Here is a 14,880-nt window from a genome sequence, read left to right as displayed (position 1 = left end):
GGGCCTGGTGATGTGGGCGTTCCAGCAGGCCGGCATCGCGCTGCCGCACTCCAGCCAGGCGCTGGCACACGGTGGACAGCCGGTCGCGCTGTCCGACCTGCAGCCCGGTGACGTGCTGACCTTCTACTCCGATGCCTCGCACGCGGGCCTCTATATCGGTGACGGCCTGATGATCCACTCGTCCACCTATGGCGTGCCGGTGCGGGTCGTGCCGATGAACTCCTCCGGCCCGATCTACGACGCCCGCCGCTACTAACGCCAAGCGCCGGCTGCTGGCCTGCGTTTTGCTCGCCGAGGTGATCGTCGGCGCCCTCCTGGCGGCCAGGCCGAGCCACGCCCCGTCGCCGCCGCCGTCGGTCAGCGCACCGCAGCGTCTCGACGTCGGCGACCGCACCGTGCGGATGGCCAATCTCGGCGGATCGCGGCAGCACGTCCTGCTGACTCGCATCGCCGCGGACATGGGCCCGGCGATCGCCGCAGTGGACGCATTCTGGGGCCGCGACTGGCCCCACGACATCGACGTCCTCGCCACCGGCACCCAGCCGCAGTTCGAGGCGAAGGCCGGCGGCGGTCCGGCCGGACAGTGGGCCGATATCGCCGCGATCGCGGTCGCCGACCGCGTCGACCCGGCGCGGCGGATCGCGTTCGGTCAGCGGATCGTGTTCGCGCCCGGCGCGGCGGACATGAACGAGCGTGCATTGCGAATCGTGTTGACCCACGAGCTTTTTCACTACGCCGCCCGCGCCGACACGGCGTTGGACGCGCCCCGGTGGCTCACCGAAGGCGTCGCGGACTACGTCGCACGGCCGCACACCCCGCTGCCTCAAATACCGCCGCCCGCCGCCCTGCCGTCCGACACCGACCTCGCCGACCCCGGCCCGCAACGGTCGCAGGCCTACGACCGCGCCTGGCTGTTCGCGTTGTTCGTCGCGGACACCCGCGGGGCGCCGACGCTGCGCGCGCTCTACGTCGCCGCCTGTGGCTACCGGCATGCCGACCTGCCCTCCGCCGTCCACGACGTGCTCGGCACCGACGAAGCCGGGATAGTCGCCGACTGGCAGCGGTGGCTGACCCGTCAGCCCACCCGCTGAGCGTCACGCTAGCCTTCCTAGGTGTCCCGGGTCCTGCTGGTAACCAACGACTTTCCGCCTCGGCGCGGCGGGATCCAGTCGTATCTGGTCGACCTGGTGACCAGGCTGGCCGCCGCGGGTGAGCACACCTTGACCGTGTACGCGCCGCAGTGGAAGGACGCCGACGTCTTCGACGCCCACACCGCCGGCTACCGCGTCGTTCGCCATCCCGGGACGCTGATGTTGCCGGTACCCACCGTCGACGGCCGCATGCGACGGCTGATCGCCGAGCACGACATCGACACCGTCTGGTTCGGGGCCGCCGCGCCGTTGGCGCTGTTGGCCGGGCGCGCGCGGCAGGCCGGCGCGCGTCGCGTGCTGGCGAGCACGCACGGCCACGAGGTGGGCTGGTCGATGCTGCCGGGGGCCCGCTCGGTGCTGCGCCGTATCGGGAACGACTGCGACGTCGTCACCTACGTCAGCCGTTACACGCGAGGGCGCTTCGCCTCGGCGTTCGGATCGCGAGCCGCGCTGGAACACCTGCCACCTGGTGTCGACACCGAGCGATTCCGGCCCGACCCGGCCAGCCGCGACGAGATGCGTACCCGCTACGGCCTGGGTGAGCGGCCCACGGTGGTGTGCCTGTCGCGGCTGGTACCGCGCAAAGGACAAGACATGTTGATCCGCGCGCTGCCCGCGATCAGGCAACGGGTGGGCGGCGCCGCTCTGGTCATCGTCGGCGGCGGGCCGTATCTGGACACGTTGCGCAGGCTGGCTGAGAGATCCGGCGTCACCGATCACGTCACGTTCACCGGCGGCGTGCCGTTCGCCGAACTGCCGGCCTACCACGCGATGGCCGACGTGTTCGCCATGCCGTGTCGCACTCGGGGCGCGGGACTCGACGTCGAAGGGCTCGGCATCGTCTTCCTCGAGGCGTCGGCCACCGGCGTACCGGTCGTCGCAGGGTCCTCCGGCGGTGCGCCGGAAACGGTGCAGCACAACAAGACTGGGATGGTGGTCGACGGCACCTCGGTGCGGCAGATCGCCGACGCGGTCAGCCAGCTACTGGCCGACCCCGACCGTGCCGCCGAGATGGGCGCCGCCGGCCGCGAATGGGTCACCGCGCAGTGGCGATCCGACGATCTGGCCAAGCGCCTGTCGGATCTGATCCGCGGCTAATGATCCGTCGTGACGAGGCTATCGCCCGGATAGACGTGGCAGACACAAATTGGTCCCGAAGAGCGTTGCGCGAGAATAATTTTGGACGAGCTGCGCGGTGGGTTCTCACGGCGGATCCCACCTCCGATCGCGATTTGACTCGGCTCTGCGTAGCAAACGGCGATAATGAGGGTGCGAGCTGGATGCCGGGAGGCTGAATGGGCGAACTCCCCACTGTTGGGGTGGAGGAAGAGTTCCTCCTGGTTGACCCACGGACCGGTGAGCCGACCCCGCGTAACGCTGCGGTGGCCGCCGAGGCCGAGCACCGCGGCCTGGCACTGCAGCTGGAATTGAGCGCTTGTCAGGTCGAAACTACTTCCAGCGTGGCCACCACCAGCGCCGAACTTGGCGAAAACCTCACCCGGCTGCGGCGTATCGCGGCCGAGGCGGCTCGGGCCGCCGGCGTCCAGCTTGTGGCGCTGGGGCTCCCGCCGGCGGTGCCGCACGAGTTCCCGGTCAGCGGCACCGAGCGGTATCGGCGGATCGGGATGGAGTTTGGGATGATCGCGCACGAGCCGGGGATATGCGGATGTCATGTGCACGTGCACGTGTCCGACCGCGCGGCTGCCATCCGGGTCAGCAATTGGCTGCGGCCCTGGCTACCGTCTTTGCTTGCGTTGTCGGCTAATTCGGCGCTGTACCGTAATGCCGACAGCGGCTACGCGAGCTGGCGCAGCGTCTTGTGGAGACGGTGGCCGGTTGCGGGTGCGCCACCGTTCTTCGCTTCTGTCGAAGAGTACGACCGTTCGGTCGCCATGTTGGTTGACGCCGATGTAATCCTGGACCAGAAGATGATCTATTGGGATGTGCGTCCATCGGCGAACTTCTCGACGGTCGAGGTCAGGGTGGCCGATGTACCGGCAACGGTCGCCGAAACGGTGCTATTGGCCACTCTGGTCCGAGCGGCCGTGATGACAGCACTCGAGGAGCCTGTGCGGGGCGATGACATCGGACGCCTTCCGGCGGGTGCCTTGCGCGCTGCGTACTGGAAGGCCGCCCACGACGGACTATCAGGCAGCGCAATCGATTTGACCCACGGCGGCGGACTGGTGCCGGCACGTGTGCAGCTGGATACCCTGGTACGACGGATGCGGCCGGCCCTGGAGACGCTCGGTGAATTCGACCGCGTCACGGGCGAACTCGACCGCATCGTCGCACACGGGAATGGGGCGATGCGGCAGCTCCGCGCATGGCAGAAACGCCACGAGGTGATGGACGTCATCGCCGAAGCGGCAGTGGCCACGCTGAGCTGACCATCGGCGATGCGTAGGCCGATCAACTAGTCCTTGCTGTAGATCGCCTCGATGTCGTTGGCGAACTTCTCGGCGACCACCTTGCGCTTGACCTTCATCGTCGGGGTCAGCTCGCCGCTGTCCTCGGTGAAGTCGACCGGCAGAATGCGGAACTTGCGGATCGACTCCGCATGCGACACAGAAAGATTGGCCTGTTTGACGGCCGTGTCCACCTCGGCGAGCAGGTCGGGATCGTCGGCCAGATCGGCCACCGACGCGCCGGCGGGCTTACCGTTGCGCTGCTTCCATCCCTCGATCGCTTCGGGGTCGATGGTGATCAGCGCGCCGATGAACGGCTTGGCGTCGCCGACCACCATCGCCTGGCTGATCAGCGGATGCGAGCGCAACTGGTCTTCCAAAACCGCTGGGGCAACGTTCTTTCCGCCGGCGGTGACGATAATCTCCTTCTTGCGGCCGGTGATCGTCAAGAACCCGTCGTCGTCGACCGCGCCCAAGTCACCGGTCTTGAACCAGCCGTCTTCGAACGACTCGTCGGTGGCCTGGTCGTTGTGCCAGTAGCCGTGGAACACCACACCGCCGCGCAGCAGCAACTCGCCGTCGTCGGCAATCCGCATGCTGTTGCCGGGCACCAACTTTCCGACCGTGCCGATCTTCAAGGCGTTGACCTGGTTGACGGTGATCGCCGCGCTGGTCTCGGTCAGCCCGTAGCCTTCGTAGACGGTCAAGCCGACGCCGCGGTAGAAGTGGCCCAGCCGCGCGCCCAGCGGTGCGCCACCAGACACCGACGCATGACAGTTACCGCCCAGCGCGGCGCGCAGCTTGTGGTACACCAGCTTGTCGAACAGCGCGTGCTTGGCGCGCAGCAGCAGGCCGGGGCCGCCGCGATCGCAGGCTTCACTCCAGTCGACGGCCGTCTGCGCGGCCATCTCGAAGATGCGCCCCCTGCCGTCGTTGGCGGCGTTCTGCGCCGCGGTGTTGTACACCTTCTCGAACACCCGCGGAACCGACACCACGACGGTCGGCTTGAACACCCCGAACATCGGCACCAGATTCTTGATATCGCTGGTGAATCCGACGACGACCTTGTTGTGGAACGCACACAACGTCAGCGCGCGGGCCAAGACGTGCGCCAGCGGCAGAAAGATCAGCAGCCGCTCACCTTTCTTGAGCAGGGTCGGCAGCACTTCCTTGGTCCCGCGGGTCTCGTAGACCAGATTCGCGTGCGTGAGCTGACAGCCCTTGGGGCGACCGGTGGTGCCCGAGGTGTAGATCAACGTCGCCGGGTCGCCGCTGCGCAGCGCCTCCAGGCGAGCGGTGAGTTCGGCCGGCTCCACCGACGCACCCGCCTCCTGGAGGTGGTCGAGCGCCTTGGGAGCCGAACCGTCGATGACCAGCACCCGCCGCAGTCCTGGCAGCTCGCCCGAGAGCTCGGTGACGATCTTCGCGTGGGCATCGGTCTCGGCGAATGCGAGCACCGCGCCTGAGTCGCTCAGCACCCAGCGCACCTGTTCGGCTGAGGAGGTCTCGTAGATCGGGACGGTGACCGCGCCGACCGCGAGGATGGCCTGGTCGAGGATCGCCCACTCATAGCGGGTGGCGGAGAAGATGGCCACCCGGTCGCCCGCATTCACCCCTTCAGCGATCAAACCCAGTGCGGTCGAACGGATTTGGGCTGCCGCCTGGGCGCAGGTCACGTCCACCCAGTTCCCGTCGACCAGACGGTTGAAGATCACCGCGTCGGGATCGTCGCGCTCGTGCTCGAACACCGTGGCCACGATGTTGTCGTGCTCACCGACCGTGAACCCGGCGGGAACAGATAATTCGCGCACTCTTCAGACCTCGCTTCAACGATTTCAGGCGATCGAAAGTGTAGTCCGATGACGACGTGCGCCGGACGGGCCGTTGGTGAGCAGGCGGTTCCCGGTCGGCGCGGCGGTATGTGAAGCTATTGGCCGTGCACAGCGTTCAGATTGCCGACGAGACGTACGTCGCCGCGGACCCGGCGCGCATCGGAGCTGTGGTCGGCGATCCGTCCAACTGGCGGAAGTGGTGGCCCGACCTGCGCCTGGAGGTGACCGAAGATCGAGGGCCGCAGGGCGTTCGGTGGGCGGTGGCCGGCCCGCTGACCGGCACGATGGAAATCTGGCTCGAGCCGATGCTGGGCGGCGCACTGCTGCATTATTTTCTGCACGCCGAGCCCACCGGCGTGCAGGCACCGCAACTGGCCAAGCTCAACCTCGCGAAGATGACGCACCGGCGTCGCGTCGCGGGCAAGAAGATGGCGTTCGAAGTGAAGACGACGCTGGAGAGTTCCCGCCCGGTCGGGGTTTCTCCGGTGCTTGACCAGGCCTGAGCTCGGTCGGGGAGTACCGTTTCTGCCGTGGGCAGACGTTCGAGCCCAGTGACGCAGGCATAGCGGCGGGCACGGCGGCCCGAGCCGCGTAGCGCGGAGAAGGAAGCAACCAGGTGGCGGAGAAGACGGCCCAGACGATCTACATCGACGCGGACCCGGGCACGGTGATGGACGTGATCGCCGACATCGGCTCGTACCCCGACTGGGTCTCGGAGTACAAAGAAGCCGAGGTCCTCGAATCCGACTCCGCCGGCAAGCCCAAGGTGGCGCGCTTTGTGATGGACGCCGCCGTGCTCAAGGACACCTTGGTGTTCTCCTACAAGTGGTCCAAAGACCGTAAGTCGGTGAGCTGGTCGCTGGTTTCCAGTTCGCTGCTCAAATCGCTGGACGGTGTATATCGCTTGGCGCCCAAGGGATCTGGAACCGAGGTGACTTACGAGCTGACCGTCGATCTCGCGATGCCGATGATCGGGTTGCTCAAGCGAAAAGCAGAGCGCAGGCTGACCGATACCGCGTTGAAGGACCTGAAGAAACGAGTCGAGGCTGAGTGAGTCTGGGTGAATCAGTCCCACCCTCCTCTAGTCGAATCAGTCTTTTCGTTGGCAAGGGCGGGGTAGGGAAGTCCACATTGGCGGCCGCGACGGCCGTGCATGAAGCGCGCGCGGGTCAGCGCGTGCTGCTGGTGTCCACCGACCAGGCGCACTCGTTGGGTGACGTGCTGGGCGTCCCGGTCTTGCCGACCGGCCACCGCGATGCCGTCCGGGTGATGGCCGATCTTGAAACCGGTTCGCTCGACGCGCTGGCGATGGACACGTTGGCGCTGCTTGAGGCGCGCTGGCGCACGGTGGTCGAGACGCTGGACCGCCGATTCCCCCAATCTGAGCTGGGAGATATTGCGCCGGAGGAACTTTCGGCGTTGCCCGGAGTCCAGGAAGTGCTCGGCTTGCACGAGGTCGGGGAGCTGGCGCGGTGCGGACAATGGGATCACCTGGTGGTGGATTGCGCGTCGACCGCGGACGCCTTGCGGATGCTGACCCTGCCGGCAACATTCGCGCTGTACGTCGAGCGCGCATGGCCGCGTCACCGCAGGCTTTCCACCGGCGCCGACGACGTGCGGTCCGCCGCGGTGGTGGAGCTGCTGGAACGGATCAGTGCCAGCGTGGAGAATCTCAGCGCGCTGCTCGCCGACGGCACGCTCGTGGGCGCGCATTTGGTGCTCACTGCGGAGCGGGTGGTGGCGGCCGAAGCGATCCGGACGCTGGGCTCGCTGGCGTTGATGGGCGTGCGCGTAGAGGAACTAATCGTCAACCAGATTCTGATGCAAGACGATTCGTACGAATACAGCAACCTGCCCGCGCACCCGGCCTTCGACTGGTACTCGGAGCGGATCGACGAGCAGCGGACGGTGCTCGCCGAACTCGACGCCGCCATCGGCGACGTGGCGCTGGTTCTCACACCGCATCTGGCGGGTGAGCCGATCGGTCCCAAAGCGTTAGCCGAATTGCTGGACAGCGCCCGCCGGCGGGACGGGTCCGCGCCGCCGGGGCCGCTGCGTCCGGTGGTGGATCTGGAATCAGGATCCGGACTCGAGTCGGTCTACCGAATGCGGCTAGAGTTGCCGCAGATTGAATCCGGCGCGCTTACTCTGGGCCGCGTCGGCGACGACCTGATCGTCGGCGCCGGCGGCATGCGGCGAAGAGTCCGACTGGCGTCCGTTCTGCGTCGATGCACTGTGATGGACGCGCATCTTCGCGGCAGCGAATTGACTGTACGTTTCCAACCCGATCCGGAGGTGTGGCCCAGATGACCCACCCCGACATCGGTCCGGAGTTGCGCAGGCTCGCCCAGAAGATTCTCGAGCAGATCGACCCCGCGGTCCGCCTGGCCGCAGCGCGCGCCGTCGGCGACGGTGCCGGCACCGGAACCTGTCAGCAGGTCTGGTGCCCGGTATGCGCACTGGCCGCCGTCGTCACCGGCGACGAGCATCCGCTGCTGACCGTGATCGCCGAACACAGCGTCGCGCTGCTGGGCGTGATCCGCGCGATCGTCGATCAAGTCGACCGGCCCGCCCCGCCACCGCCGGATGGTCCACCCGACGGCAGCGGCACGGCAAACGCCGCGGACAAACCCGCACCGACGAGTCGCTACCAGCCGATCACCGTAACCGTCGAGGAATAGCGGCGACGGCCGCCTAGCACATCGGCCGGATAAACGTTGCCGTGTCAACAAGTCGCAGATGTCATGTGGTCGCACACACACTGGGTCGGTACTCTTGGCGCTGAACACTGCTGGCGCGGCTGAGAAGGAGGCCTGATGGCGTACTGGATTTTCAAGTACATCCTTCTGGGCCCGCTGCTCGCCCTGCTTGGCCGCCCGAAAGTCGAAGGACTGGAACATGTTCCGCACTCCGGCCCGGCGATCCTGGCCAGCAACCACCTCGCGGTGATGGACAGCTTCTACCTGCCGCTGGTCGTACGTCGCCGGATCACGTTCCTGGCGAAGTCGGAATACTTCACCGGAACCGGATTCAAGGGCTGGTGGAGCCGGTGGTTCTTCACGGCCGTCGGCCAGGTGCCGATCGACCGCAGCAGCGCCGACGCGGCGCAGGCCGCGCTGGACACCGCCAAGCGGGTGCTGGACGAGGGCAAGCTGCTCGGGATGTACCCCGAAGGGACGCGATCGCCTGACGGCCGGCTTTACAAGGGCAAGACCGGGCTCGCGCGACTGGCGCTGGAGACCGGCGTCCCGGTGATCCCGGTCGCGATGATCGGCACCAACAAAGTGAACCCACCCGGAACCTCGATGCTCCGGTTCGGCAAGGTCACCGTTCGCTTCGGCAAGCCGATGGACTTCTCCCGGTTCGATGGGCTGGCGGGCAACCGCTTCATCGAACGCGCGGTCATCGACGAGGTGATCTACGAACTGATGGGACTGTCGGAGCAGGAGTACGTCGACATCTACGCCGCGACGCTGAAGAACGGCGACGGTTCGGAGTCACCGGGAAAAGCATCGCCGTCTCGGATTCCTGAGACGGCGGCCGGCTAAAACTCGGTAGGTGGCCGTCTGGGCGCTGATTCTGTCGCCAGGGCGATGATCCCACCTTCGACGAAGCGCACGAGTGCATGGTGGCGTTCTTCGATGTCGTCAGTGTGCATGCGGCCTTCGGTGAGGCTGTCCAGGCGCAGGTTGTTGGAGTAGGTGTGCAGAGTGGCTGCGACTAGGTGCAGGTAGGCGTCGTGGACGGCTGCGTCGGTGGCGGCGGGGAACAGCGCTTGTAGGTGGCTGATGAAGTCGGCGGCCATGACGTTGTAGTCGTCGGCGATGAAGCGTCCGATCGGGTGTCCGGAGTTGGCGAGTTGGGCGATGAAGCGAAAGTAGTTGTCCCATCCGGGGTTACCGGCTCGTTGGCGCATCGGTTCGGTGAATGCGTCGATGATCGCGCGCAGACGCCGGGCCCGGGTGCCGCGGACGGGTAGTCCCTCGAGCCGGGTTCGTCGGTCGTCGTTGAGCGGTCGGATGCGGCGTTGCAGGGCCGCGCGGAAGAGGCCTTCCTTGCCGCCGAATTGCTCGCTGACTGCGGCGAGCCGGGTGCTGGCGTGGTCGGTGATGTCGCGGACGCTGACGCCGAAGTAGCCACGGTCGGCGAAGAGTTCTTCGGCACTGTCGAGTAGCCGCTCCCGAAGGTTCTCGCGGTTGGCCGCTCGCGCGGCGCGCGGGGGCTGGTTGGCTGGCGCGGTCACGAGCTGACGATCGCGTGTTCGATGCTGCCGATGCCGGTGATGCTCAGCCCCAGGGTGTCTCCAGGATGCAGCCAGTGTCCGGTTTCCATGCCGCTGCCGCCGGGAAGCGTGCCGGTGCCGAAGAGCTCGCCGGGGCGTAGGTGTTCGCTTCGGGAGGCGTGGGCCAATACCTCGCCGAGACCGTGTTGCATGCCGGCGCTAGACACCGTGGACACCGTCGATCCGTTGATCATCACCGTGCCCTCAAGGGCGTCGATGTGGGGCAGGATCTCCTCGGCGGTGACGGCAACCTCCGACATCGAGCTGGCGAAGTGTTTGGCTTTCTGGGGCCCGAATCCGCTGTTCATCTCGGCGCGCTGCACGTCGCGGGCACTCCAATCGTTGAGCACGACGAACGCGCCGATGGCGTCGAGCGCTTCGGCCGGGGTGGCATTGAACAGGCCTTGGGCCAAGACGAACCCGATCTCCACCTCGTAATCCAGGGCCTTGGTGTAGGCCGGTGCGGCGATCGGTGTTCCCGAGGGCACGAACGTCAACGCGTTCGACATGTAGTACATGGGTTGGGCGTAGAACAGTTGCTTGGGCTTCAGCAGCGGGAACGGGCGCCGGGTGACCGTTTCAACGGCATCGACGAGTCGGTACTGCCCGGGATGAAAGCGCCTGACGAGGCCTCGGCTGGCGTCCAGGACGTGTTGCTCGTAGAGCATGAAGTCGCGAAAGGACGCCGGCTGAAACGGCAACAACACGGTGCTGTGACGAAGGTGTTCGTCGGCGCGGGCCAACTCCCAGTCAGGGTTGAAGATGCGACCACCGAGCGCGGTGTGGTCGTCGGTGGAATGCCAGGAACCACCGGCGTCCTGCGCCTGCAGCTCCACACCCTGGGTGGTGCGCACCCGCCTCAGCTTCATCGTAAAGTGACCTCATTTCGGAGCGGAACAGTCGTTCCAGATTATCGCAGATCGATGCTAGTGTCGGAACAATCGTTCCGGATTGGCGGTGTGTTCAGGACGCCGTCCGCCGCGCTCTGAAAGGACGCCGATGGCCGAGCCCACCCTGCTGCAGAAGCTCTTCGTGACTGCTTGCGCCGTCACCCGCAGCACTGATCTGGCGGCACGGTGGACCGGGGCTGCGCCGTTTCTGCCCGCTCTGTTTGTGCTGCGCTACGCCAACATGGGTGGACTCGACCACAGCTCATTCGCCCGGCAGATTCGGGGGGCCCGGTCTTTCCGGGGCGACCGCTGGTGCGCGTACTGGAATCGCATCGCCGGTGCGCACGCCGGGCAAGCCACCGACCTGCTGCGCAGCCTGGCCGGCGCCGAGCCCGCTGCCGTCCTCGATATCAGCGACCCGGTGTCCACTGCTGAGCACGTCGACCGGCTGACCGAATGGATCGCGCCCGCAGTGGAGCTGTTCGCCGACCACGGACCGCAACCGGACACCGGCACGCTCACCGCGCTGGTCGACGAGCACGTGCCCACCGGGGATCGTCCCCGCGTCACCTTGGCGTACCGGGCTCTTGACGCGTGGGTCAAGGCGATCACCTACTACCAGGTGAGTGCGTTCCCTGGGCATGACCCGGACCGGATGCAGGCCTACTGGCGCTCAGCCTGCCTATTCGACGCGTTGGTGGGAGCGGTGGCACCCACGCTGGGGCTTACGCTCGAACGCGTCGAGATTCCGCTGGTCGGCGGTGACGCCGCCCGCGGCTACCTCATCGTGCCCCCGGGAGTCGGGCCTCATCCGGTGGTGTTGACCACGAACGGTCTGGAGGGCACGGTCCAGGAGCTGGCGATCCCGCAACTGCGCTACCGCGATTCGGGCATGGCAATTTTCGTCATGGAGATGCCAGGCAGTTACGCCTACATCGATCCGATGAGCCCGGAATCCGAGGCGGTCTACCACCGGGTCATCGACCACCTCGCCGCCGACGAGCGGATCGACGCCGACCGCATCGCGATGGTCGGGGTCAGCTTCGGCGGCTACTGGACCGCCCGGTTGGCCGCCACCAACCATCGGCTGGCCTGCGCGATCGCGTGCGGTGCGCCGACACACAGGTCCTTTCACGGCGGCGCACTGGGCACCCCGCAGATCATCCTGCACGCCCTAGCCAGAACAGTCGGCGCTGCCCACCCGATCGATCTGATCAGCAAGCTCAGGGCGTTGTCGATTCGAGATCTCTACCCGGACATCACGATTCCGCTGCTGGTCATCAACGGCGACCACGACACCCTGATGAGCACTCAAGACAGCAGCGACCTCGCCCGTGCCGCTGCCAATGCCACCCTGCTCCTGTACCCCGACGACGATCACTGCGCGATGGGCCACTACCGCCAATGGCTCGACTACTCACAGCGCTGGCTTACCGAGCACCTCACGGCCGCCGTGAGGTGATCCGGTCGGCTAGCGGATCAGGCGGAGACCGGCGCGGGCGTGTTCGATGGGCGCGGCGCCGTCGCCGTGGTCGCCCGGACACCGACGGTGGCCCCCGTCGCGACGAGTGTGGCCAGCGCCCACCACAGATACGAGACCCCGGCCAGTTGGCGCCACCAGGCGATGCCGACCTCGTGATGCTTGGGCATCAGGTCGATCGGCGTCCACACCATCGCGGCCACCCCGGCGGCACTGACGAAGCCCAGCGCGGCGTTGCGTCGCCGCCAGCCCAGTACCGCGGTCACGATGACCGCTTCGAGCATCCACACCCAGTGGTGCGACCACGACACCGGCGACACCGCCAGGCCGAACAGCGCAATGCAGACCACCGCCAACACCGGCTCGCCGGCCCGCAACGCCCGGCGCGCCGCCCACACCGTCAGCGCCAACACCAGGAAGCACGCCAGCACCCACGGCAGGAAGCGTTGATGGTCGTCGAGGCCGAGCCGCGCCAGCGTGCCGGCGATGTTCTGGTTGGTGTTCAGGCTCGCCGATCCGATCCGATCGGTGTTGCGCACGGTGTGGGTCCAGTACTCCCACGAGTCCCGCCAGGCCAGCGCGAATCCGGCCGCGACCGCAGCCACCACGGAGACCAGCGACGTGAGGACGGCGCGGCGGTCCCGGTTCAGCAGGAAGTACAGCAGGAACACCGCCGGCGTGAGCTTGAGTGCGATGCCCAGCCCCAGCAGGAGCCCGCGCGGCCACGGCGTGTGTCGCGGCACGCACTCCGCTATCACCAACGTCATCAGCACGACGTTGATCTGACCGAAGGCGAAGTTCGCCTGGATCGGCTCCCAGTACAGCGTCGCCCAGGCCACCACCAGCGCGGTCAACCACCAGCGGCGCAACCACGCGGGGCCGGGCATCACCCGGCTGGTGGTCCACACCTCGAGGCGGGTCAGCACGATCATCGTGGAGACCAGCAGCAGCACCAGCGTGATCGCCGTGATGGTGACGCTGGCGGCCGGCATGCCCAGCCAGGCGAAGGGCGCGAAGATGACCGCAGCCAGCGGCGGGTAGGTGAACGGCAAATTGAGGCCGATCGGTGTGTGGAACTTGACGTCCGGGCTGTACAGCGGGTGCCCGTCCAGCCAGGCCTGACCGCCCATCCGGTAGACGTCGATGTCGATCCGGTAGACCGTGCTGCCGAGCACATGCCAGCTGGCGTATCCCAGCGCCGCCAGCGCGGCCAGTTGCAGCAGCAACCAGCCGGCCTGTCGCCAGCGATCCGGTTGCGCTGTGGCTTCTGGCCCGCGCGAACTGCCCGCGTCGGGCGAGCGCCATTTAGTCATATCGAGGAACAGACTATCGGTGCTCGGGCCTTGGACGGTGTCGCGGACGGTCATCTGCGTGACGTGCGCGTAGCTTTTTATGCGTGCTGCACTGGTTCGAACACGACATCATCGGTCGCGGTCGACTGCCGCTGCTGTGCTGCCTGATCGCCTTCATCCTGACGTTTTTCGTGACGCGGACCTCCGTGCGCCTGATCCGTCGTCGCCAGAGCATCGGCAGGCCACCACGGTGGTGGGAGCCGCGCAACCTCCATATCGGGTCCAAGCACATCCACCACGTGGTGATCGGTGTTGTGCTGGTGATGATTTCCGGCATCACGCTCGTGACACTGTCGGTCACCGGCAACGAGGCCGAATTCACTGCGGTGGCAATCATTTTCGGGATCGGCGCCGCGCTGGTGCTCGACGAGTACGCATTGATCTTGCATCTGTCGGACGTGTATTGGGAGGAAGACGGACGGACCTCGGTCGACGCCGTGTTCGCCGCGGTGGCGGTGGGCGGTTTGCTGGTCCTGGGCCTGCACCCGTTGATGTTCTTCATCAGCCTCTGGCAGGACACCACCCACTCGACGGTGCTGCGAGCCGGTGTGGTGTTCGCGATGGTGCTGACGCTGCCGCTGGCGGTGCTTGTCGTACTCAAGGGCAAGGTGTGGACCGGGCTGATCGGCATGTTCTTCGTTCCGCTGCTGGTCATCGGGGCGATCAGGCTGTCCCGACCGCAGGCGCCGTGGGCGCGCTACCTCTACATGCGACGGCTGGACAAGATGAGCCGCGCCCTGCAGCGCGAGCGGACACTGCGCCGGCCGGTGGTGCGGGCCAAGCTGTGGCTGCAATACACCATCGCGGGCACGCCGCGGGTGCCGTCGCACCGGATGGTCGACGCGCAGCTGGACCGTGAAGTGCATCCGGCACCCCCGCCCGAGCAGGTGCCGGGCGTGCTGGCCAGCGGGCTCGGTGTGGGGTAGCAGCCGGTGCGCTACTTCTACGACACCGAGTTCATCGACGACGGCTACACCATCGAGCTGATCTCGATCGGGGTAGTCAGCGAGGACGGCCGCGAATACTACGCCGTCTCAACGGAATTCAATCCAGAGCGGGCCGGGAAGTGGGTGCGCGCGAATGTGCTGCCCAAGCTGCCGTCACCGTCGTCGAAGGTGTGGCGGTCGCGGTCGCAGATCCGCAACGACCTCGAGACGTTCTTCGACATCGACGGCCCGGAGCCGATCGAGTTGTGGGCGTGGGTCTGCGCCTACGACCATGTCGCACTGTGTCAGCTGTGGGGTCCGATGACCCATCTGCCACCGCCGATGCCGCGATTCACCCACGAGCTGCGCCAGCTCTGGGAGGACCGCGGCAGCCCGCCGATGCCGCGCCGGTCGGAGAATGTGCACGATGCGATCGTCGACGCCCGCGATCAGCTGATGCGATACCGGGTGATCATGGGGGATGACGACGGGCGCTAGCCAGGACGTTTCGCATTGGCGCTGATCGCGGCCGGATTGGGGGCGTCCGCGGCCCGGTTAC

16 protein-coding genes are annotated in these 14,880 nt (G+C 66.8%); 12 read left to right on the top strand and 4 right to left on the bottom strand.

From position 1 onward, the window contains the following. The 4 genes from A5658_RS00750 to A5658_RS00735 form a co-directional block, all read left to right on the top strand. A partial coding sequence (locus tag A5658_RS00750) for a C40 family peptidase (RefSeq protein WP_197503001.1) occupies positions 1 to 256 on the top strand: 256 nt, incomplete at its 5' end. Between the two features lie 13 nt (positions 257 to 269). Then, the gene (locus A5658_RS00745; protein WP_067329666.1) at positions 270 to 1,091 is read left to right on the top strand and encodes a hypothetical protein; all 822 of its coding nucleotides are present in this window, start codon (positions 270 to 272) and stop codon (positions 1,089 to 1,091) included. A 21-nt stretch (positions 1,092 to 1,112) separates the two neighbouring features. Next, a complete protein-coding gene (locus A5658_RS00740) occupies positions 1,113 to 2,249 on the top strand; it encodes a glycosyltransferase family 4 protein (protein ID WP_067329663.1) in 1,137 nt (378 codons plus the stop codon). 197 nt (positions 2,250 to 2,446) lie between these two features. After that, entirely contained in the window at positions 2,447 to 3,541 is a 1,095-nt protein-coding gene (locus A5658_RS00735; protein ID WP_067329659.1) for a glutamate--cysteine ligase, read from the top strand. Between the two features lie 26 nt (positions 3,542 to 3,567). Here the strand turns inward: A5658_RS00735 and A5658_RS00730 are convergent, their stop codons facing one another. After that, positions 3,568 to 5,370: a long-chain fatty acid--CoA ligase gene (locus A5658_RS00730; RefSeq protein WP_067329656.1), complete on the bottom strand. Its 1,803-nt coding sequence runs from the start codon at positions 5,368 to 5,370 to the stop codon at positions 3,568 to 3,570. A 125-nt stretch (positions 5,371 to 5,495) separates the two neighbouring features. On the opposite strand from A5658_RS00730, the gene A5658_RS00725 reads away from it, so the two are divergent. The 5 genes from A5658_RS00725 to A5658_RS00705 all read left to right on the top strand — a co-directional run bounded on the left by A5658_RS00725 (position 5,496) and on the right by A5658_RS00705 (position 8,939). Beyond that, positions 5,496 to 5,894 carry a polyketide cyclase / dehydrase and lipid transport gene (locus tag A5658_RS00725; RefSeq protein ID WP_067329706.1) on the top strand — a complete coding sequence of 133 codons (399 nt, stop codon included), beginning with the start codon at positions 5,496 to 5,498 and terminating at the stop codon, positions 5,892 to 5,894. Between the two features lie 113 nt (positions 5,895 to 6,007). Further along, on the top strand, positions 6,008 to 6,445 hold the full coding sequence (locus A5658_RS00720; RefSeq protein ID WP_067329654.1) for an SRPBCC family protein: 438 nt from the start codon (positions 6,008 to 6,010) through the stop codon (positions 6,443 to 6,445). Positions 6,446 to 6,447: 2 nt separating this feature from the next. Next, positions 6,448 to 7,701 carry an ArsA family ATPase gene (locus A5658_RS00715; protein WP_082992849.1) on the top strand — a complete coding sequence of 418 codons (1,254 nt, stop codon included), beginning with the start codon at positions 6,448 to 6,450 and terminating at the stop codon, positions 7,699 to 7,701. Then, on the top strand, positions 7,698 to 8,072 hold the full coding sequence (locus A5658_RS00710; RefSeq protein ID WP_067329703.1) for a hypothetical protein: 375 nt from the start codon (positions 7,698 to 7,700) through the stop codon (positions 8,070 to 8,072). The genes A5658_RS00715 and A5658_RS00710 overlap by 4 nt, the downstream gene beginning before the upstream one ends. Before the next feature lie 135 nt (positions 8,073 to 8,207). Next, positions 8,208 to 8,939 carry a 1-acyl-sn-glycerol-3-phosphate acyltransferase gene (locus A5658_RS00705; protein WP_067329651.1) on the top strand — a complete coding sequence of 244 codons (732 nt, stop codon included), beginning with the start codon at positions 8,208 to 8,210 and terminating at the stop codon, positions 8,937 to 8,939. Here A5658_RS00705 and A5658_RS00700 read toward each other — a convergent pair. Together A5658_RS00700 and A5658_RS00695 are read right to left on the bottom strand one after the other, a co-directional pair. After that, the gene (locus A5658_RS00700; protein WP_067329648.1) at positions 8,936 to 9,634 is read right to left on the bottom strand and encodes a TetR/AcrR family transcriptional regulator; all 699 of its coding nucleotides are present in this window, start codon (positions 9,632 to 9,634) and stop codon (positions 8,936 to 8,938) included. The genes A5658_RS00705 and A5658_RS00700 overlap by 4 nt on opposite strands. Further along, positions 9,631 to 10,542: a fumarylacetoacetate hydrolase family protein gene (locus tag A5658_RS00695; protein ID WP_067329644.1), complete on the bottom strand. Its 912-nt coding sequence runs from the start codon at positions 10,540 to 10,542 to the stop codon at positions 9,631 to 9,633. Before A5658_RS00695 ends, A5658_RS00700 begins: the two co-directional genes overlap by 4 nt. Before the next feature lie 130 nt (positions 10,543 to 10,672). Between A5658_RS00695 and A5658_RS00690 the strand changes: the two genes are divergently transcribed. Further along, positions 10,673 to 12,025 carry a S9 family peptidase gene (locus tag A5658_RS00690; RefSeq protein ID WP_067329641.1) on the top strand — a complete coding sequence of 451 codons (1,353 nt, stop codon included), beginning with the start codon at positions 10,673 to 10,675 and terminating at the stop codon, positions 12,023 to 12,025. A gap of 17 nt (positions 12,026 to 12,042) precedes the next feature. Here A5658_RS00690 and A5658_RS00685 read toward each other — a convergent pair whose 3' ends face one another. Beyond that, a complete protein-coding gene (locus A5658_RS00685; RefSeq protein WP_067329697.1) occupies positions 12,043 to 13,356 on the bottom strand; it encodes a glycosyltransferase 87 family protein in 1,314 nt (437 codons plus the stop codon). Between the two features lie 83 nt (positions 13,357 to 13,439). Here A5658_RS00685 and A5658_RS00680 point away from each other — a divergent pair, with 83 nt between their 5' ends. Both A5658_RS00680 and A5658_RS00675 read left to right on the top strand, forming a co-directional pair. Further along, entirely contained in the window at positions 13,440 to 14,321 is an 882-nt protein-coding gene (locus A5658_RS00680) for a hypothetical protein (RefSeq protein ID WP_067329638.1), read from the top strand. 6 nt (positions 14,322 to 14,327) lie between these two features. Next, on the top strand, positions 14,328 to 14,819 hold the full coding sequence (locus tag A5658_RS00675; protein ID WP_067329634.1) for a polyadenylate-specific 3'-exoribonuclease AS: 492 nt from the start codon (positions 14,328 to 14,330) through the stop codon (positions 14,817 to 14,819). The last annotated feature ends 61 nt before the right edge of the window (positions 14,820 to 14,880 follow it).

It is taken from the genome of Mycobacterium sp. 1245111.1, from assembly GCF_001673405.1.
Taxonomy (GTDB): domain Bacteria; phylum Actinomycetota; class Actinomycetes; order Mycobacteriales; family Mycobacteriaceae; genus Mycobacterium.
Note: the sequence above shows the minus strand (reverse complement) of the source record. Positions and strands in the feature narration are given on the sequence as shown.